19 protein-coding genes are annotated in these 17,624 nt (G+C 73.0%); 12 read left to right on the top strand and 7 right to left on the bottom strand.

Going from position 1 to position 17,624, the window contains the following annotated elements; translation table 11 throughout:
* The first annotated feature begins 1 nt into the window (after position 1).
* Both AB0M93_RS05675 and AB0M93_RS05670 read left to right on the top strand, forming a co-directional pair.
* Positions 2-862 carry a dioxygenase gene (locus AB0M93_RS05675; RefSeq protein ID WP_364268730.1) on the top strand — a complete coding sequence of 287 codons (861 nt, stop codon included), beginning with the start codon at positions 2-4 and terminating at the stop codon, positions 860-862.
* 6 nt (positions 863-868) lie between these two features.
* On the top strand, positions 869-1,801 hold the full coding sequence (locus tag AB0M93_RS05670) for a zinc-binding dehydrogenase (RefSeq protein WP_364268728.1): 933 nt from the start codon (positions 869-871) through the stop codon (positions 1,799-1,801).
* Position 1,802: 1 nt separating this feature from the next.
* Here the strand turns inward: AB0M93_RS05670 and AB0M93_RS05665 are convergent, their stop codons facing one another.
* Positions 1,803-1,970, bottom strand: a complete 168-nt coding sequence (locus AB0M93_RS05665) for a hypothetical protein (RefSeq protein WP_364268726.1) — start codon at positions 1,968-1,970, stop codon at positions 1,803-1,805.
* A 142-nt stretch (positions 1,971-2,112) separates the two neighbouring features.
* Between AB0M93_RS05665 and AB0M93_RS05660 the strand changes: the two genes are divergently transcribed.
* From AB0M93_RS05660 to AB0M93_RS05650, 3 genes are read left to right on the top strand one after another with little or no spacing between them, the layout of a single operon-like run.
* Entirely contained in the window at positions 2,113-3,288 is a 1,176-nt protein-coding gene (locus AB0M93_RS05660; RefSeq protein WP_364268724.1) for a hypothetical protein, read from the top strand.
* Positions 3,282-4,703, top strand: coding sequence for a VWA domain-containing protein (locus AB0M93_RS05655; RefSeq protein ID WP_364268722.1), 1,422 nt, complete (start codon positions 3,282-3,284; stop codon positions 4,701-4,703). The genes AB0M93_RS05660 and AB0M93_RS05655 overlap by 7 nt, the downstream gene beginning before the upstream one ends.
* Positions 4,690-5,412: a hypothetical protein gene (locus tag AB0M93_RS05650; protein ID WP_364268720.1), complete on the top strand. Its 723-nt coding sequence runs from the start codon at positions 4,690-4,692 to the stop codon at positions 5,410-5,412. The genes AB0M93_RS05655 and AB0M93_RS05650 overlap by 14 nt, the downstream gene beginning before the upstream one ends.
* Before the next feature lie 28 nt (positions 5,413-5,440).
* Here AB0M93_RS05650 and AB0M93_RS05645 read toward each other — a convergent pair whose 3' ends face one another.
* Both AB0M93_RS05645 and AB0M93_RS05640 read right to left on the bottom strand, forming a co-directional pair.
* Complete coding sequence (locus AB0M93_RS05645; RefSeq protein ID WP_364268718.1) at positions 5,441-5,974, bottom strand: carboxymuconolactone decarboxylase family protein; 534 nt, start codon at positions 5,972-5,974, stop codon at positions 5,441-5,443.
* Between the two features lie 115 nt (positions 5,975-6,089).
* A complete protein-coding gene (locus AB0M93_RS05640; RefSeq protein WP_364268716.1) occupies positions 6,090-7,805 on the bottom strand; it encodes a glycosyl hydrolase family 18 protein in 1,716 nt (571 codons plus the stop codon).
* Between the two features lie 286 nt (positions 7,806-8,091).
* Here AB0M93_RS05640 and AB0M93_RS05635 point away from each other — a divergent pair, with 286 nt between their 5' ends.
* The 4 genes from AB0M93_RS05635 to AB0M93_RS05620 all read left to right on the top strand — a co-directional run bounded on the left by AB0M93_RS05635 (position 8,092) and on the right by AB0M93_RS05620 (position 12,474).
* Positions 8,092-10,674, top strand: coding sequence for an FtsX-like permease family protein (locus tag AB0M93_RS05635; protein ID WP_364268714.1), 2,583 nt, complete (start codon positions 8,092-8,094; stop codon positions 10,672-10,674).
* Entirely contained in the window at positions 10,667-11,359 is a 693-nt protein-coding gene (locus tag AB0M93_RS05630; RefSeq protein ID WP_364268712.1) for an ATP-binding cassette domain-containing protein, read from the top strand. Before AB0M93_RS05635 ends, AB0M93_RS05630 begins: the two co-directional genes overlap by 8 nt.
* Positions 11,356-12,024, top strand: a complete 669-nt coding sequence (locus AB0M93_RS05625; protein WP_364268710.1) for an ATP-binding cassette domain-containing protein — start codon at positions 11,356-11,358, stop codon at positions 12,022-12,024. Before AB0M93_RS05630 ends, AB0M93_RS05625 begins: the two co-directional genes overlap by 4 nt.
* A 96-nt stretch (positions 12,025-12,120) precedes the next feature.
* A complete protein-coding gene (locus tag AB0M93_RS05620; RefSeq protein ID WP_364268708.1) occupies positions 12,121-12,474 on the top strand; it encodes a VOC family protein in 354 nt (117 codons plus the stop codon).
* Between the two features lie 3 nt (positions 12,475-12,477).
* Here the strand turns inward: AB0M93_RS05620 and AB0M93_RS05615 are convergent, their stop codons facing one another.
* Positions 12,478-13,317, bottom strand: a complete 840-nt coding sequence (locus AB0M93_RS05615; protein ID WP_364268707.1) for an oxidoreductase — start codon at positions 13,315-13,317, stop codon at positions 12,478-12,480.
* 97 nt (positions 13,318-13,414) lie between these two features.
* Here AB0M93_RS05615 and AB0M93_RS05610 point away from each other — a divergent pair, with 97 nt between their 5' ends.
* Complete coding sequence (locus tag AB0M93_RS05610) at positions 13,415-14,317, top strand: LysR family transcriptional regulator (RefSeq protein ID WP_364268705.1); 903 nt, start codon at positions 13,415-13,417, stop codon at positions 14,315-14,317.
* On the opposite strand, the gene AB0M93_RS05605 is transcribed toward AB0M93_RS05610, so the two are convergent.
* Together AB0M93_RS05605 and AB0M93_RS05600 are read right to left on the bottom strand one after the other, a co-directional pair.
* Positions 14,305-14,640 carry a rhodanese-like domain-containing protein gene (locus AB0M93_RS05605; protein WP_364268703.1) on the bottom strand — a complete coding sequence of 112 codons (336 nt, stop codon included), beginning with the start codon at positions 14,638-14,640 and terminating at the stop codon, positions 14,305-14,307. The genes AB0M93_RS05610 and AB0M93_RS05605 overlap by 13 nt on opposite strands.
* An 11-nt stretch (positions 14,641-14,651) precedes the next feature.
* A complete protein-coding gene (locus AB0M93_RS05600) occupies positions 14,652-15,281 on the bottom strand; it encodes an NAD(P)H-dependent oxidoreductase (RefSeq protein WP_364268701.1) in 630 nt (209 codons plus the stop codon).
* A 61-nt stretch (positions 15,282-15,342) separates the two neighbouring features.
* On the opposite strand from AB0M93_RS05600, the gene AB0M93_RS05595 reads away from it, so the two are divergent.
* Together AB0M93_RS05595 and AB0M93_RS05590 are read left to right on the top strand one after the other, a co-directional pair.
* Positions 15,343-15,975 (top strand): helix-turn-helix domain-containing protein, encoded by a 633-nt coding sequence (locus AB0M93_RS05595; RefSeq protein WP_364268699.1) that lies wholly within the window; start codon positions 15,343-15,345, stop codon positions 15,973-15,975.
* Between the two features lie 52 nt (positions 15,976-16,027).
* On the top strand, positions 16,028-17,107 hold the full coding sequence (locus AB0M93_RS05590; RefSeq protein WP_364268697.1) for a GDSL-type esterase/lipase family protein: 1,080 nt from the start codon (positions 16,028-16,030) through the stop codon (positions 17,105-17,107).
* 18 nt (positions 17,108-17,125) lie between these two features.
* Here AB0M93_RS05590 and AB0M93_RS05585 read toward each other — a convergent pair whose 3' ends face one another.
* The gene (locus AB0M93_RS05585) at positions 17,126-17,593 is read right to left on the bottom strand and encodes a helix-turn-helix domain-containing protein (RefSeq protein ID WP_364268695.1); all 468 of its coding nucleotides are present in this window, start codon (positions 17,591-17,593) and stop codon (positions 17,126-17,128) included.
* Positions 17,594-17,624: the final 31 nt, after the last annotated feature.

The raw sequence follows: 17,624 nt of genomic DNA, 5'->3' as shown, positions 1-17,624 counted from the left end.
GATGCAGCTGGTCACCGAGGACAACATCACCGAGCTCGCCGCCCGGCGCTGGGCGAGCGCGCACGATCCGCGGACGGCCGAGGTGCTGGCCGCGCTCGTGCGCCACCTGCACGCCTTCGCCCGCGAGGTGCGGCTGAGCGAGACCGAGTGGATGGCCGCCATGCGGTGGCTCACCGAAACCGGCCAGATCAGCAACGAGAAGCGGGAGGAGTTCATCCTCGCCTCCGACGTGCTCGGCCTGAGCATGCTGGTGGTGCAGATGAACCACGCTTTCGACCCGAAGGCGACCCCGGCGACCGTGCTGGGCCCCTTCCACATCGAGGGATCGCCGGAAAAGGAGTTCGGCGGCGACATGTCCGACGGCCTGCCCGGCACGCCGCTCTACATCACCGGCGCGGTCCGCGACCTCGACGGCTCCCCCGTCACCGGCGCGATCCTCGACGTGTGGCAGGCCGACGAGGAAGGCGCGTACGAGTCGCAGATCCCCGACATCGACGAGGCCCGGCTGCGGGCGAAGTACGCCACCCGCGACGACGGGTCCTACTGCCTGCGGACCATCGCGCCGAAGGGTTACTCGATCCCGATGGACGGCCCCGTGGGCGAGCTGATCAGCGGGACCGACATCAGCCACTTCCGGCCCGCCCATGTGCACTTCCTGATCAACGCGGCCGGGTACGAGCCGCTGATCACCCACCTGTTCCAGGAGGGCGCGCAGTACCTCGACAGCGACGTCGTGTTCGGCACGAAGCAGGAGCTGGTCGTCGCGTTCGAGCCCCGCGAGCCGGGGCCGACGCCGGACGGCGGCGAGTCGGCCGAGCCGTGGCTCGAGGCGCGGTACGACTTCGTCCTGCAGCCGGTCTGACCGCCGGTGCGCGCGGCTGAGATCCGCATCGCCGGGCAGCCGCCGGTGGTGACCGAGCGGGCGGAACCCGAGCCGGGGCCCGGTCAGGTCGCCGTGCGGGTCACCGCGGCGCCGATCACCCCGCTGGACCTGCTCTGCGCGTCCGGCATGTCCTACTTCGGCGTCCCCGCGACGCCGTACGTGCCGGGGGTGCAGGGGGTGGGCGAGCTGGCGGGGACACCGGTCTGGTTCGCGACGGCGGCGGGCATGCGGCCCGGGGACGGGAGCATGGCCGAGTACGCCGTGGCCGCGTCCGCCGATGTGGTCGCGCTGCCGGAGGGCGCCGATCCCACCCTCGTCGTGGCGCTCGGGCTGTCGGCGGTCGCGGCGTGGCGCTGCCTGACCGGCACGGGAAAGCTGGCCGACGGCGAGACCGTGCTGGTGCTCGGCGCCGGTGGTGTGGTCGGGCAGTCGGCCGTGCAACTGGCCCGGCTGGCCGGCGCCGGACGGGTCGTGGCGTGCGCGCGGTCGGCCGCCGCGCTGGAGCGGGCCGAGGGGTTCGGCGCCGACGCCGTCGTGCGGTTCGACGGCGACGACGTCGAGACGCTGGCCCGGCGGCTGGGCGACGCGGCCGGGCCGGTCGACCTCGTGCTGGACCCGGTGTGCGGCGTCCCGGCCGCGGCGGCGCTGCGGACCCTGCGCCCGGGTGGACGGCTGGTCAACCTCGGCAGCGCGGGTGGTGAGGAGTTCGCGGTCCCCTCGGCGTTGCTGCGCAGCCGGTCGTTGCGGATCCTCGGCTATACGAACAACGAGCTCACCGCCGACGAGCGCCGCGAAGCGCTCCTCAAGGTGGTCGAGTTCGCGACGGCGGGTGAGCTGACCGCGGGCTACGAACGGGTTCCGCTGCACGACGCGGCCCGGGCGTGGGACCGCCCGGGCCGTGTCGTGGTGGTGCCTTAGATCACTGGCCCCCAGGGCCGGGTTTCGGCACGTCGCCGATGTAGGGACCGCTTCCCACCCCGCCGACCGGCGACGGGTCGCTCGGCGGACCGCTCGCCGCGGACGCCGCGGGGGCGAGCACGGCGAGCGCGGCCGCGGTGAGCAGAGCGGCAGCTACAGCACGTTTCATGGTCAAGCTCCTTCGCGTTCCCCCGTATTGTGGCCGACCCGGCTTCCAAACCGCTTCCGCGTGCACGGACAGCCACCACCGCTCGTCCGTTCGGTCTGATTCGGGCCGATGCCGTGGCCGGTGCCCGGCACCCTCTCGTTAGATGTCCCGGGACGAATCCGAGGGGGCCGGGGTGGAGGAACCGAAGTTCCGCGTCGTCGACACGCGACGGCGCTTCCTGTCCTGGTTCGTGCCGCCGGCCGGGGTGTTCGTGCTCGGGTTCGTCGCGTTGCTCTTCGCCGGGCACGTCACCGGGCCGCTGCAGCACATCACCGTGGTGCGGGCGATGATCGCGTCCAAGCGGGACTTCTTCGCCGACGAGCAGGTCAAGCGGATCCTGCTGAGCCACGGCTACCAGGTGCAGGTCACCCCGGCCGGGTCGTTCGAGCTGGCCGAGGCCGCCGACCTCGACAGCTACCAGTTCGTGTTCCCCTCCGGGCAGGCCGCGGGCAAGCGCGTCTACGACCGCCGCCGGGGCAAGCACGCGGCCGGGTACCGGCCGTTCTTCACCCCGCTCGTGCTCGCCACCTTCCGCGACTACGCGCAGGCGCTCGTGACCGCGCAGGTGGCCCGGCCCCAATACCCCGGGGACAAGCCGCTGTACTACAGCGTCGACATGGACAAGCTGCTGACGCTCGTCACCGGCGGGAAGCGCTGGCAGGACTACGACCCGCGGCTCAGCGCGAACCGGCTGCTCGTCCAGTCCCCCGACCCGTGCCGCAGCTACTCGGGCGCGGCGTACGCCGGTCTGGTCGCCTTCGCACAGTACGGGCACCCGGCGGCCACGGAAGCCGAAGCGACCGAGCAGGCCCGCGGGATCAAGCCGGTGCTGGACGCCGAGGGCCAGCACAACGACGACATGGCGCCGAAGTTCTTCGTGCCGGAGGGCCGCAGTTTCGCGACGGTGGCGGTGATCTACGAGCACCAGTACCTCACCTACCAGAACCGGCGCCTCGACAACGGCCTCGGCCTCGACACCGACCGGGTGCTGGTGTACCCCAGCGCCCAGCACGAGACCGCGCCGGACCTGATCTCGTTCAGCCCGGAGGGCGACGCCATCGGGGCGCTGCTGATGTCCGACCCCGGGTTGCGGCGCCGCGCCGTGGAGCTGGGCTTCCACGTGTACTCGGCCGACACCGCCCAGTTCGGCTTCGCCGGGTACCTGGCGCAGCGGCACATCCCGGAGCCGGCGACCGCGACCACCGACACCGAGGGCTGGCTGCCGAAGGACGCCCAGTTCCGGCGGCTGATCGACGAGCTCGGGGACTGCCGGTGGTGAGGGCGGCGCTGGTGCTGCTCCTCCTGCTCGCCGCGTGCAGCCCCAGTGGGCCGGCCGAACAGAAGCTGACCGTGCTGGCCGCGGGCGAACTCGCCGACCTGGGTCCGGTGCTGGCGGATCTGCGCCGCGACACCGGGGTCGAGCTGGTCATGGACTACCGGGACACGCTGGCGGCGCCCGCGGACCACGACCTCGCCTGGCTGCCGACCGCCCGGTTCCTGCGGCTGCGCGGCGCCGGGGCGGGGACGGCGACGTCGATCATGCTGTCGCCGCTGGTGCTCGGCGTGAAGGCGGCCGAGGCGGCGAAGCTGGGCGCGCAGCCGACGTGGGCGGACATCGCCGACCGGGCCGCCGGCGGCGAGCTGCGCTACGGCATGGCGGATCCGCACGTCTCCGGCAGCGGGCTGGCCGCCCTGGTCGGCGTGGCCACCGCGGCGGCCGGAACCGGCGCCGCGCTGCGCCCGGAGGACGTCCGGTGCGACCGGATCCAGGGCTTTCTCGCGGGCCGGGCGTTCGGCGCGCCCGACGTCGCCGGGGAGTACGTGCGCCGCCAAGACGACACCGGCGGCCTCGTCGCGCCGGAGGCCACGGTCCTGGCGCTCAACGCGTCCGGCCGGTTACGGGAACCCCTCAGCGTCGTCTACCCGCGGGACGGGATCGTGCTGGCGGACTACCCGCTGATCCTGCTGGACCCGGCCAAACGGGCCGCCTACGACAAGGTCGTGCAGTGGCTGCGTGCGCCGCCGGCGCAGCGGGCGATCATGGACCGGACGTTCCGGCGCCCGGCCGATCCGGCGGTGCCGCGCACGGGCCCGCTCGCGGCGCCGATCGGGAACCCGCTGTACTTCCCGGACCGCCAGGAGGTCCTCGACCGGCTGCTGCAGGCCTACGACCGCGCGGGCACCGCGCGGCAGGTGATCTTCGTGCTGGACTACTCGCTGTCCATGGCCGGCCCGCGGGTGGCGGCCCTGCGCCGGGCGTTCGCCGCGCTGAACGGCTTCGACCGGTTCTCCGTCGGCGAGAGCGTGACGATCCTCCGGTTCGCCGGCGAGGTGCTGGAGGAGCGCACGGTCACGGTGTCGCGCCGCGAGGACGCCGACGGGCTGCAGGCGGTGGTGGCGTCGGCGGACCTGCGGCCGCGCACGGCGATCTGGGCCGCGCTCGAGCGGGCGTACCGGGTCGCGCGGCCGGGGGCGGCGATCGTGCTGATGACCGACGGCGAGAACAACGCCGGCCCGGGCCTGGACGCGTTCCTTGCCGGACGGCACGACGCCGGACCGACGTACGCGATCGGATTCGGCGAGGCCAACCAGGCCGAGCTGGCCCGGGTCGCCGCCGCGACCGGCGGCCGGGTCGTCGACGGCAACGCGGATTCGTTGACAGAGGCGGTGAAGGAGCTTCGTGGATGCCGATAGGGCGATGCTGTGGTCGGTGCTGGGCTGGTGGGGCTGGCTCTGGGTGGTGACCGCGCTGGCCGCGGTGCTGACGCTGGTGGTGCTGGTGACCGGGCTGCTGCGCCGCAGCAGCCCGGTGATCCTGCCCGGCCTGCCGTTCTACCTGGACGAGCCCCGGGTGATCGAGATCTGCCAGCAGGGCGGCTACGGCGACATCGCGGAGAAGACCGTCCGGGAGTTCGTCAAGCGCAACACCGACGGCTCGTTCGGGTTCACCAGCCAGTGGTTCAAGCTCGGCCACGGCGCCAACCGCGGGCACGAGACGGAGACGAGCTACGACGTGCACGTCACCGCGAACACGCTGCTGGGCCTGGCGCTGAAGTCGCTGGAGGACCAGCACGGCGTCGTGCACGCCGACCTGCCGGCCGGGGTGGTGCAGGGCGACCGGGCGTGGCGCCGGACGCGGTCACCGCTGCTGTCCGAAGTGCACGACGGGTACGTCGTGGTGCAGGGCCGGTTCACCGTCGCCGAGGAGTCCGGCGACGAAGTCGTGCTGCACGCGCGGATCGGCGCGCACGACGCCCGGGTGCGGGTGGCCTGCCACGACGGCCACCTGCGCCGCAAGGAGGTACCGGAGGGCCCGTTCAACGCGCGGTGCCTCGGCAAGAGCCAGGCGTGGCGGGCCGACCGCGGTGAGCTGGTCATCCTGCCGATCGCGGTGCTGCAGTAGGCGTTCCGTCCGTGCGGCGCAGGAGCGGTCAGCGGCCGTAGCCTTCGGCGGCCAGCACCTTCCCGATCTGGTCGTAGGCGGCCGGGTCCTCCGGAGCCACCGTGGCGAGGCCGTCGACGTAGCGGTTGTACATGCAGAACGCCGCGGCGATCAGGACCGTGTCGTGCAGTTCGACGTCGGTCGCGCCTTCCGCGCGGGCGGCCGCGATCAGCTCGGGCGTCACGGCGCGGCCGGTTTCGCGGACCGCGAGCGCGATCCGCAGCAGGGCCTTGAGCTTCTCCCCCACCGGCGCGTCGTCGACGCCGGCGCAGGCCGCGTCGACCACCGCGCGGCCGCCGTCGAGGGTCTCGGCCGCGGCGGCGGCGTGGCTGCCGTGGCAGAAGCGGCACTCGTTGCCGTTGGACACCACCGCCGCGATCAGCTCGCGCTCGCCGACCGTGAGACTGCTCGGGCCGCGCAGGAGGGTCTGCGCCAGGTGGTTGAGCGGGACGGCGGTCTCGGGCCGGAAGGCCATCAGCGACCGGATCCCGGGCAGCTGCGGGTCGAGCGGGATGTGCGGCATCGGTTCCTCCTCGCGGGGGCGGAAGATCTTCCCCGCGCAGTCTTTCCGCCCGCGGCGGCCCGGCCAACCTCCGTCTTGCCCAACCGGGCCGCCGCCGAAAGCGTGCGCCGCCGGGTCAGCCGATGGCGAAATCGTCGGCGTAGACGGCACTTTGGCCGTACCAGCCGTGGACGTACACCGTCACCGCGCCCGAGGCGCCGGTGGTGAAGGGCACCGACAGCTTCGTCCAGCCGCTGCCGGAGGTCCACGCGCTGGCGGTGGCACCGCCGCGGACGCCGACGTAGGCATAGCTGCCCTGCACCCACGCGGTGAGGGTGTAGGAGTGGTTCGGCGCGAGCGTCACGTTTTGCGCGGCTTCGCCGGTGGCCGACGCGGTGGGCGTGACCTGCAGCGCGTGGGTGCCCGAGTGCGCCGGGGAGGCGACGACCGCGTCGCCGGGGGCGCTCCACGGGCTCAGCGCGCCGCTTTCGAAGCCGCCGTTGACGACCCCGCCCGCGGGCGGGGTGCCCTTGACGGTGAGGGTGAAGGTGGCGCTGTGGCTGCCGGAGGCCGCGGCGCCGGTGACGGTGAGGGGGTAGACGCCGGGGACGGCGGCCGCGGTGGTGCTGACCGACAGCGTGGCGCTGCCGCCCGCGGTCACCGAGCCCGGGCTGACGGACGCGGTGACGCCGGCGGGGGCGCCGGTGACCGAGAGCGTCACCTGCTGGGCGGACCCGGACGTGACCGCGGTGCTGACCATGGCCGTGGCCGAGCCGCCCGGGTCGACCGAGGCCGACGCGGGGTTCGCCGCGAGGGAGAAGTCGTTGCCGGGCACGGAGGTGCCGCCGGTGAAGGGTTCGAAGGCGTGGCTGAAGAACCAGGTGTCCTGGGCGATGCCGGAGCAGTTGTCCGCGGCGGCGCCACCGGGGCAGCTGCCGTTGTCGCGCTGCAGCGCCCAGAACGACAGGGTGTTGATGCCCTTGGCGACGGCCCAGTTGTAGACGGTGTTGGCGTCGGACGTGGTGAACGTCTCGGCGGGGCCGAAGTCGTCGACGCCGATCATCTCGGTGACCCCGACCATGGCCCACAGCTGCGCCTGGGTCTTGCCCGGGTAGAGGGAGCCGAGCTGGGAGACCAGGCCGCTCGCGGCGGTCTGGGTGTCGGTGGCCATCTGGTGGGCGGCGTTGTCGTAATAGTCGAAGGTCATCAGGTTGACCACGTCGACGCGGGTGCCGTTGGAGACGGCGTTGCGCAGCACGGCGAGGCCGCTGTCGGCGAGCCCCTGGGTGGTCGTGGGCAGCGTGTAGGAGATCTGCAGGGAGCGACCGGAGGCGGCGGCCCAGTCCTCGACCTTCTTGATGGCCTTGTTGCGGCGGTCGATCCCGGCGGAGTTGGTCAGCGAGTTGTCCTCGATGTCCATGTCGAGCCGGGGGACGTCGTAGGTGGTGATCACCGATTCGTAGGCCGCGGCGATGGAGTCGACGTTGGTGCAGCTGTCGGCGATCTCGGTGCCGGTGTTGTCGGCGGTGTAGCCGCCGAAGGAGGGGATGACGTCGCCGCCGCGGGAGCGGATCGTGGCGATGTCGGCGCCGAAGGTGCTGTTGGCGATCGGCATGCCGGTGTCGCCGTTCCAGTAGACGGTGCACGAGCCCTTGGTGGCGGCCTGGATGAACGCCATGGTGAGGTGCTTGGCCCCGGACTGCTGCGCCAGCGCGGCCGGGCTTTCGCCGGTCCAGGCTTCGAAGTAGGGCGCGAAGACGTGGCTGGGCAGCGGGGTGGCGGCCTGGGCGGTGCCGGCCGCGGCGACCAGGGTGCCGGCCGAAACGGCGGTCAGGGCCAGGAAAACGGACATTCGGGCGAACGGTCTGCGTCGACGCATCTGCGCTCCAGTGCCGGGCGGGGAAGCCGTGCGGCGGCGGTGCACGGCGGGACCACCCCAGGATTGGATCAGACCAATCTGCTCGTCAAGGTCTAGACCACTAAACCGGCCGGATGGCGGTGCCGGTTGGTCGGGCGCGAAACCGGGGGCGAACACACAAAGTGAGCAACGATCGTGACAAAAACGTTCCAACTGTTCCGGTCTGCCGGTAGCGTCTGCGGCCATGCGGGTGATGTGGGGGAAGATTGGACAACGCAGAGTGACCAAGCCGTGGCGGGCGGCCCCGAAGGCCGCCCTCTCCAGCCCGCTGACCCTCGTCGTGGCGGCCGTGACCTCACTGCTGGCCTGCTTCCTCGGCACGGCCGCGGTCCTGCAGGCGTCCGCCGCCGGCGGCGCGGCCGTGAGCTACCAGACCGGGATCACCTGCCCCGACAGCTACGGCCCGATGTTCGGCAAGGGCAACATCAAGGTCCAGGACATCCCGGTGCTGACCGGCGCGGTCCAGCGGCACGCCGCCGCGCACGGGTTCGGCACGCCGGTGGTCAGCCAGTACACCACCGTGCTGCGCGGCACCGAGTTCAACGGCGACCCGCACTACAAGATCCGCCTCGCCTACCGCGACCAGGCCGGCCTGGACAACCTGACGCTGCAGCAGGGCACGCGCGCGCCGGGTTTGTGGCTGGGCAACGTCGTGGCCGACGCCGAGCACATCGGGGTCGGGGCGAAGCCGAGCATCGCGGGCGCCGCGCTGTCGCCGGTCACCGGGATCTACCGCGACCTGCTCGACCCGCCGCCGCGGTGGTGGTGCTCCCAGCAGTCCGGCGCGGTGATCGACCGGCTGGTCGACGACCCGATCGACTCGATCGTGTTCGCCACCGACCGCAAGACCTTCGACGACGCGATCACCGCGATCGGCCTGCCGACGATGCAGTACTTCCACATCTCGTTCTACGAGCCGCCGCCGGCCACCCTCAGCGCCGCGGAGGACCTGCTGCAGCGCAGCCGCGACCTCGTCGCCGACGTCCGCGCCGACCTGACCGCCCAGGGGCGCGGTGCGCTGGTGGCCGCCGACGTCCCGACGTTCGAGCGCTCGGTGCAGATCGCCCGCCAGGCGCAGGACAACGTGTTCGTCTCGATCCTGCCGCTGGCGCTGATCAGCGTCCTGGTCGGCTGCGCCGGCCTCGGCACGGTCGCGCTGCAGTGGTACCAGCGGCGCCACGCCCAGCTGCGGCTGCTGTCCGCGCGCGGCAGCGGCCCGGCGGCGCTCGGCGGCCTCGCCGTGGCGGAGCTGGGCCTGCCGATCCTGCTCGGCGGCGCGGCCGGTGCGGTCGCGGCGCGGCTGCTGCTCGGGGTGTACGGGCCACCGGGCGCGCCCGATCCGGGGGCCGTGCTGCGCGCCGCCGGGGTCGCGGCGGGGACGCTGGTGGTGTCGCTGGCGTTGCTGGCGCTGGTCGTGGCGGTGCGGGCGCACCGGGAGTTCGAGCTGGGCCGGGTGCGCCGCGGCGCGCGGCGGGTGCGGCTGCTGGGGTACTTCCCGTGGGAGCTGGCGACGGCGGGGATGGCGTGGCTGGGGTGGACGCGGCTGGCGCACTACGGCACGACGTCGCGGCTGGGCAACCCGCTGCCGCAGGTGGATCCGCTGGCGCTGACCTACCCGGTGTTCGTGGTGCTGACCGTCGGCCTGCTGACCGCGCGGCTGGCGTGGCTGGCGCTGCACGCCTCGCACCGGGCCCGGTTCTGGTCGCGCCCGGCGCTGCAGCTGGCGATCCGGCGGCTGGCCGGCGCCCGCGCCCCGGTGACCGGGGTGCTGGTCATCGGCACCCTGGCGATCGGGACGCTGGCCACCGGCATCGGTATCGCCGACGGCCAGGAGGAGGCCCTGGACACCAAGTCGGCGATCTTCGTCGGCAGCAACGCCCGCCTCGACACCGACAGCCCGATCGGCATGGGTGACGTGGCGATGCCCGCGTCGCTGGCCGGGACCAGCACGGTGGTCGGCGAGCTGACCGGGACCGGCAGCGTGGTGCTGGTGGTCGACCCGGCGACGTTCGCCCGCGGCGCGGCGGTGGACCGCGTCCCCACCGGCGACCTGGCCGGGCTGCTGCGGAAGATCTCCCAGCCGGACCCGCGGGGCACGCCGGTGATCCGGGTCGGGCACACCGCCAAACAGGACAGCAAGCTCCCCGATGGGCTGCCCGACGCGGTCGTCGCCGGTGATCTGCCGGTGTTCCCGATGATCGGCACCTCCCCCGGTTACGTCGTCTCGCGCACGGTGCTCGGCCGCGCGCAGCTGGACGGCATTCCGAAGTGGAGCGTGCTGACGACGTCCCCGATGGCGGACGCGACCGCCGCATTGCGCGCGGCGGGGGTGTTCATCCCGAACCGGATCAGCCGCGAGTCCGCTTTGGACGGTCTGCCGTTCTTCGTGGTGTCGTGGACGTTCACGTTCGTGGCGCTGCTGGGTGCGGTGCTCGGGGTGGTGGCGATCCTGGCGCTGCTGGTGGCGGTCGAGGTCCGGCGGCGGCAGAACGCGCTGGCCGGGGCGCTGGTGCTGCGGATGGGCATGCGACCGCGGACGCTGCTGGCCAGTCACCTGATGGAGCTGGGTGCGCTGAGCGGGCTGGCGATCGTCGTCGGGGTCGCGTGCGGGGTGTCGGTGGCGGGGTTGTCGGTGCCGCGGTTCGACCCGGCGACGTTCCTCGCGCCACGCTCGGAACTGCCCGATCCGCTGCCGTTCGTGCTGACCGTCGTGCTGGTCGGCGTGGCGGTGGTCGCGCTGGCCGGCTGGATCGCGGTGCGCTCGGTGCGCACCGCCCGGACCGCGGAGCTGATCCGTGCCTGAGAAACCGATCTTTTCCCTGCGCGGCATCGGCGTGGACTACCAGACCCCGGCCGGGGTCGTCACCGGGGTCGACGACGTCAGCCTCGACGTGCCCGCGCGCGGGATGACCGTGCTCGCCGGGCCGTCGGGGTCGGGGAAGTCGACGCTGCTGCGGGTGCTGGGGCTGTTCGAGCAGCCCGCGCGCGGCACGCTGACGTTCCAGGGCGCCGACGTCCGCAAGCTCAAGCACCGGGAGCGGCGGGCGTTGCGGCGGCACCACCTGGGGCTGGTGTTCCAGAATCCGGCCGACAACCTGCTGGGCTACCTGACCGTGGCGGAGAACCTGCACGCCGCGGCCGAGGCCGCCGGCGTCGAGTGCAACGCCGAGGACATCCTCGGGCAGCTGGGCCTGCACGGCACCGGCGGCTGGAAGATCTCGGCGCTGTCGGGCGGGCAGCAGCAGCGGCTGGCGTTCGGGTGCGTGCTGGCCGCGCGTTCGACGGTGATCCTGGCCGACGAGCCGACGTCGCAGCTGGACGAGGCGTCGGCCGACCTGGTGCTGGACACCCTGCGGTACCTGGTGGACCAGGACTTCGCGGTGCTGGTCGCCTCGCACGACGAACGCCTCATCGACCTCGGCGCGCGGGTGGCCCGGCTGCACAAGGGCGCCCTCGACGGCATCGAAGAACGGGAGCCGCTGCCATGACACTGGTGGAAGCCGTCGGGCTGCGCCGCAGTTTCGCCCACCCCAGCGGGGACATCGAGGTGCTGCGCGGGCTGGAGCTGCGCGTCGGCGCCGGTGAGCTGGTGACGGTGTCGGGCCGGTCGGGGTCGGGCAAGAGCGCGCTGCTGGCGCTGCTGTGCGGGTTCGACTCCCCCGACTCCGGCTGTGTGCTGCTGGACGGCGTGCCGATCAGCGGCGCGCCGTCGTGGCACACGTGCGCGGTGCTGCCGCAGGCGCTCGGGCTGGCCAACGAGCTGACGATCGCGGAGAACGTCGCCCTGCCGCTGCGCCTGCGCTCGGACGTGCCGCGCCCCTCGGCGCCGGCGATCGCCGGGCGGGTCACCGAGCTGCTGACCGAGCTGGGCATCGGCGAGCTGGGCGACCGCTACCCCCTGGAGGTGTCGTTCGGCCAGCAGCAGCGGGTGGCGCTGGCCCGCGCGGTCGCCGGCCGGCCACGGGTCCTGCTGACCGACGAGCCGACCGCTCACCTGGACGCCGGTTCGACCCCGCGGGTGCTGCGGCTGCTGCGCCGCTGCGCTTCGGAGGGCGCGGCGGTGATCGTGGCGACCCACGACGAAGAGGTCCACCGCATCGCCGACCGCCGGGTCCGGCTGCTCGACGGGGTGCTCACGGCGCTGCTCGACTGACCGGAGCCAACCGATCAGGAATCGAGAAGCGCTGGTCAGCGGGCCGGGCATAGCGTTGCCGGCGTACCGCAGACCACGACTTCAGGAGCACCGAAGATGAGCACCCAGGGGATCAAGACCGTCCTGCACCCCGTCACCGACCTGGCCGCGGCCAAGGCCGTCTACACCGCCCTGCTGGGCACCGAGCCGCAGGCCGACGCGCCCTACTACGTCGGCTACGACGCCGAGGGCCAGCACATCGGGCTGGTGCCCAACGGCGCGCAGCAGGGCATGACCGGGCCGGTGACGTACTGGCACGTCACCGACATCGAGGCGAAGCTCGCCGAGGTGACCGCGGCGGGCGGGAAGGTCAAGGACGAGCCGAAGGACGTCGGCAACGGGCGCCTGGTGGCGACCTTCACCGACCCCGACGGCAACGTCCTCGGCGTGCTGCAGGACCCGCAGTCCTGAGACTTAGTCCAGCGCGGTGGCCCGGCTGGCCTCTTCCCAGGCGGCCAGGTCCGCCGCGACGGCCTCGTGGTGGGCGCGGATCGCTTCGACGGCGTCCGCGCCCAGCGCGAGCCGCAGCGGAGCGTCGTCGCTGCCGACCGCGCGGACGATCGCCGCGGCCGCCTTGGCCGGGTCGCCGGACTGGGTGCCGTCCATGTTCTCGACCGCTTCGCGCGTGCCGCCGGTCGACACCGCGTAGGCCTCGATCGTGCGGGAGCGGTGCATCCGGCCGCCGCCGAACTCGGTGCGGAACGCGCCGGGCTCGACGATCAGCACCTTCACCCCGAACGGCGCCACCTCGGCGGCGAGTGCCTCGGAGATGCCTTCCAGGGCGAACTTCGTCGCGCAGTAGGCGCCGAAGCCCGGCATGGACAACTGGCCGCCCATCGAGCTGATCTGCACGACCGTGCCGCTGCCCTGGGCCCGCAGGTGCGGCAGCACGGCCTTGGTGACCGCGACCGCGCCGAAGAACATGACCTCCATCAGGGCGCGCAGTTCGTCCATGGTGAGTTCTTCGACCGCGCCGACCGAGCCGTTGCCGGCGTTGTTGACCACGACGTCGATCCGGCCGAACTCCTCGAGCGCGGTCTTCACCGCGGCGTCGATCTGCCCGGTGTCGGTGACGTCCAGGGCCGCGGTGCGGATCCGGTCGCCGCCGCGGTCCCGGAGCCCGGCCAGGGTTTCCGGCCGGCGGGCGGTGGCCAGCACGCGGTCGCCCGCGGCGAGCGCGGCCAGCGCGATCTCCCGGCCGAAGCCGGCGGAGCAGCCGGTGATCAGCCACACGCGGCCGTCGGTGTTCGTCATTTCCGTGTCCTCCCGGTGGTTTCCTCCCTTCCATCCTGGAGACGATCACCGCCGGCGGGCCAACACCGATGTCCTGCCGCCGCTACAGTCTGAGCCTGTGACCCCCGAGCTGCGGCAGCTTCGCTACTTCGTCGCCGTCGCCGACGAAACGAGCTTCACGCGTGCCGCCGCCGGGCTGCACATCGCGCAGCAGTCGCTGTCGCAGCAGATCACCGTGCTGGAGCGCGTCTTGGGCGCGCGGTTGTTCGAACGGGACCCGCGCGGGGCCCGGCTGACCGCTGTGGGACGGCTGTTCCTGCCCGAGGCCCGCGCGGTCCTGGCCCGCGCCGACGAAGCCGTGGCGACGCTCGGGCGGGCGGTGCGCGGCGAGATCGGCGACGTCCGGCTCGTCTTCCTCGCCACGACGGCGAACTACCTGCTGCCGCCGGTGGTCCGCGCGGTGCGGGAGCGGTTCCCCGACCTCACGGTCACGACGGCCGAGGCGTCGATCGCCGAGCTCGTCGCCGGCCTGCGCGAGGGCCGGTTCGACCTGGCGTTCACCCGGCCGCCGCTGGTCGAGGACCTGGTGTCCCGGACGTTGCTGACCGAAGAGGTGTGCGCGGTGCTGCCCGCGGAGCACCCGCTGGCCGGGCGGGCGTCGCTGAAGCTGGCCGACCTGGCCGGCGAACCGTGGGTGCTGACCCCGCGCACCAGCTGGGAGCCGTGGCACCGCAGCTACGACGCCGATTTCGCCGCCGCCGGCTTCACCCCGCGGGTGGTGCAGCGGGCCACGACCGTGCAGGGCCTGCTGGGCCTGGTCGCGGCGGGGGTGGGGGTGACCCGGCTGGCCCGCTCGTCGCACAGCCTCCGCCGCACGGGCGTGGTGTTCGTGCCGCTGGACGGCGATGTCGCCCGCACGGAGCTGGTGTGGTTGCCGGGCAACGACAACCCGGCGGTGCCGGCGATCGCGGGCGTCGCGGCCGGGCTGGCGGCGGCCACGGACCTGACTCAGGCGGGCTGACCGCTTTCGGTCGGCAGCCCGTGCTCCACCCAGTCTTCGATGCCCGCGGCGTACTTGCGGACGTTGGTGTAGCCCAGCCGTTCCAGCTGCGCGGCGACCTGGCCGCTGTTGGCGCAGGCGGGGTTGGAGCAGTAGGTGACGATCGCGGCGGCCTTGTCCGGCAGGAGGTCCGCGGCCTTGGCCGGGACGTCGTCGGCGACGAGGTTGATCGCGCCGGGCAGGTGCCGGGTCGTGTAGTAGGTCTCCGGGAGCGCGTCGACGAGGACGAGGTCGCCGGCGGCGAGGCCGGCGCGGACGGCGTCGCGGTCGATGGTGTCGGTCATGGGTGGTCCTTTCAGAACGTCTTGGCGATGTCGCGGGCGGCTTCGGCGGCGACGCGGCCGGTCTCTTCGGCGTCGCCGGTCAGGGTGGGGTGGCAGCGGATCTCGGTGACGTCCTCGATGCCGGTCCAGTTCAGCCAGCCGGTGAAGAACGGCGCCTGGAAGTCCGCGCCGAACTCCGGGCCGAGGCCGGGGCCCCACACCGCGCTGGTGTAGATGACCGCGGCGCGCTTGCCGCGGCCCTGCAGGAGGTGCCGGTAGCCGGCGACCGGGTCGACGCCGAAGATCCAGCCCGGCTGGGAGACGACGTCGACGAACTGCTTGAGCACGTACGGCACGCCGGAGTTCCACATCGGGACGCTGAACAGGATCCGGTCGGCGGCGTCGAAGCGGGCGAACGCGGCCTGCGCCGCCGTCCAGGCTTCGGCCTCCTCGCCCTGCGGGGTGCCGCCGCCGAAGACCGTCATCTTGGCGCGGGCGGCAGCCGGGCCGAAGGCGGGCAGGGAGCCGTCCCAGAGATCCCATTCGTCGACGTCGGCGTCCGGGTGCTGGCTGCGGTAGGTGTCCAGGAAAGTAGCTGCCAGGCGCAGCGACCGGGACTCCTCCCCACGTGGGGAGGCAGAAATGTGCAGCAGATCAGGCATCTCGAAGCTCCTCGAAGGGTGTCGGCTTCCGCCGGACAGAGAATCGGACTAGAGTCCGCTTATGTCCTCCAACCGTAGCGGACCGCAGTCCGCTTCGTCAACGCCGGCCGAGCTGCCGGTCCTCGGCGCGCCCGTCCGCGAGCGGGCGGACGCGGCCCGCAACCGGATCCGCGTCCTGGAAGCCGCCGAAGCGCTCTTCGCCGAACGCGGGGTCGACGCGGTCACCATGGACGACGTCGCGGGCGCCGCCGGCGTCGGCAAGGGCACGCTCTACCGCCGGTTCGGCGACAAGGGCGGCCTCGCCATGGCCCTGCTCGACCAGCGGGAACGCGAACTGCAGGAGCGGATCCTCACCGGCCCGCCGCCGCTGGGCCCGGGCGCGGCGCCCGGGGACCGGCTCGGCGCGTTCGTCGAGGCCTACCTGGACTTCCTGGACCGGCAGCTGGACCTCGTCCTGCTCTCGGAGACCGCCACGACCGGCGCCCGGTTCCGGACCGGCGCCCACACGCTGTGGCGGCAGCACTGCCGGCACCTGCTCGAGTCCGGCGGCGCGGCCGGCGCCGAGATCGCCGCGGACGTCCTGCTCGCGGCACTGGCGGCCGAGCAGGTCCGGCACTGGCGGCGCGACCGGGCGATCGACGCGGCGACGCTGGCGGAGTCGCTCGTCCGGCTGGTGCGGACCTGGCTTTCGTGACGCACGGTATCCGGAGCGGGAGTCGATCACCCGGTCCGTAGAATCGGGGGCGATGCGACGCCTTCGGTGGTACTGGGGAGCCCTCGTCCTCGCGTGTGTGGCCCTGCTGGCCGGGTTCTTCGTCTTTTTCGGCTCCGAAAGCCGGCCGGGGCAACCGCAGCCGCGGCCGGGGCCACCCGGCACCGGCCCGCTCACCGTCGTCGCGCTCGGTGACAGCACCGTGTCCGGGGAAGGCGCCGGGCAGTACACTGCCGCCACCAACGGCCAGGGCGGCAACTGGTGCCACCGCTCCCCCAACGCGTTCGTCGAGAAGATCGCCGTGCCGGGTGTCACCGCGCACGTGAACCTCGGCTGTTCCGGCGCGCCCGCCGAGCAGGTCGCGCTCGGCGACGTCAAGCAGTGGACCGAAGGTTCGCAGGCGCAGCAGCTGGCGACGCTGGTGAAGGACCACCGGGTGGCCGCGGTGGTGATCGCGGTGGGCGCCAACGACGAGCCGAAGTTCTCCAACCAGGTCACCGAGTGCTTCAAGGCGTGGTTCAACCCCGGCGGCCCGTCGTGCAGCGACGCGTTGAAGCAGACCTGGCAGTCCAAAGTGGACGCGATGGTGCCGAAGGTGGCCACCGCGGTGTCGGACGTGAAGAAGGTGCTGGCCGCCGCCGGGTACGTCCCGGCGGACTACCAGCTGATCCTGCAGTCCTACGCGGCACCGATCGGCCCGGACCTGCCGGAAGACCTGCGCAGCCTCAACGGCTGCCCGTTCCGCACCGAAGACCTGCGCTGGATCGCCCAGACCGGCATCGGCGTGCTGTCCTCGGGCCTGAAGGCCGCGGCCCAGCAGACCGGCGCGCGGTTCCTGGACCTGGCCAAGGCGGGGGTCAAGCACGAGGCGTGCAGCGGCGGCGCGAACCCGGCGACGGAGTGGTTCACCCGGCTGACGCTGCAGCTGGCCGACCTCGGCCAGGCCGAGCGCGCCGGCCACGCGCTGCAGGAGTCGTTCCACCCCAACACCGCCGGCCACACGGCGATCGCCAACTGCCTGACGGAGTTCATCGCGGCCAAGGACGGCAACGCCTCCTGCCTGGCCGGCGCGGACGGCAAGCTCCACGCGGCCCCGGAGGTCATCGCCCGCTGACCCCGAAGGTCGGTTACGTCAGCCGGCCTTGCGCACCGTGGTCGTGTCCGGACCGACAGGGGTGCCTGACGTGCCGAGCGGTGTCAGCCGCGGCAGCGGGACGCCCTGTTCATCGACGAGGACCGAGTGGGCCTCGCCGGGGGCGAAGGCGTGGCGTTCGCCCCACTGCCGCAGGGCGACGACGACCGTGAACAGGTCGCGCCCGGCGGGGGTGAGCGTGTAGACCGGCCGCCGGCCCGAGGGGGCGGCCTGGCGGTCGAGAATGCCGCGGTCGACCAGGCGGCGGAGCCGGTCGGTGAGGATGTTGCGGGCGATGCCGGTGCGCTGCTGGAAGTCGGTGAACGCCCGGGCGCCGTCCATCGCGTCGCGGACGATGAGCAGGCTCCACCGGTCCCCGACGAGGTCGAGGGTGCGCGCCACCGGGCACGCCGGGTCGGTCCAGGTCTCGGGCACCGCGCCTCCAGAAGAGTTGCTGTTTGAAACCATTCTGCCGTACCGTCGAATCAGTTGCAATCTG

Source organism: Amycolatopsis sp. NPDC051102, from assembly GCF_040682815.1.
GTDB lineage: Bacteria > Actinomycetota > Actinomycetes > Mycobacteriales > Pseudonocardiaceae > Amycolatopsis.
Note: the sequence above shows the minus strand (reverse complement) of the source record. Positions and strands in the feature narration are given on the sequence as shown.

What these genes read in the sequence shown, in the direction of transcription:
- AB0M93_RS05605 (WP_364268703.1), bottom strand. Translation starts at nt 14,640, where the DNA reads ATGACCGACACCATCGACCGCGACGCCGTCCGCGCCGGCCTCGCCGCC.
- AB0M93_RS05640 (WP_364268716.1), bottom strand. Translation starts at nt 7,805, where the DNA reads ATGTCCGTTTTCCTGGCCCTGACCGCCGTTTCGGCCGGCACCCTGGTC.
- AB0M93_RS05625 (WP_364268710.1), top strand. Translation starts at nt 11,356, where the DNA reads ATGACACTGGTGGAAGCCGTCGGGCTGCGCCGCAGTTTCGCCCACCCC.
- AB0M93_RS05585 (WP_364268695.1), bottom strand. Translation starts at nt 17,593, where the DNA reads ATGGTTTCAAACAGCAACTCTTCTGGAGGCGCGGTGCCCGAGACCTGG.
- AB0M93_RS05620 (WP_364268708.1), top strand. Translation starts at nt 12,121, where the DNA reads ATGAGCACCCAGGGGATCAAGACCGTCCTGCACCCCGTCACCGACCTG.
- AB0M93_RS05665 (WP_364268726.1), bottom strand. Translation starts at nt 1,970, where the DNA reads ATGAAACGTGCTGTAGCTGCCGCTCTGCTCACCGCGGCCGCGCTCGCC.
- AB0M93_RS05645 (WP_364268718.1), bottom strand. Translation starts at nt 5,974, where the DNA reads ATGCCGCACATCCCGCTCGACCCGCAGCTGCCCGGGATCCGGTCGCTG.
- AB0M93_RS05595 (WP_364268699.1), top strand. Translation starts at nt 15,343, where the DNA reads ATGTCCTCCAACCGTAGCGGACCGCAGTCCGCTTCGTCAACGCCGGCC.
- AB0M93_RS05600 (WP_364268701.1), bottom strand. Translation starts at nt 15,281, where the DNA reads ATGCCTGATCTGCTGCACATTTCTGCCTCCCCACGTGGGGAGGAGTCC.
- AB0M93_RS05615 (WP_364268707.1), bottom strand. Translation starts at nt 13,317, where the DNA reads ATGACGAACACCGACGGCCGCGTGTGGCTGATCACCGGCTGCTCCGCC.
- AB0M93_RS05590 (WP_364268697.1), top strand. Translation starts at nt 16,028, where the DNA reads ATGCGACGCCTTCGGTGGTACTGGGGAGCCCTCGTCCTCGCGTGTGTG.
- AB0M93_RS05675 (WP_364268730.1), top strand. Translation starts at nt 2, where the DNA reads ATGCAGCTGGTCACCGAGGACAACATCACCGAGCTCGCCGCCCGGCGC.
- AB0M93_RS05660 (WP_364268724.1), top strand. Translation starts at nt 2,113, where the DNA reads ATGTCCCGGGACGAATCCGAGGGGGCCGGGGTGGAGGAACCGAAGTTC.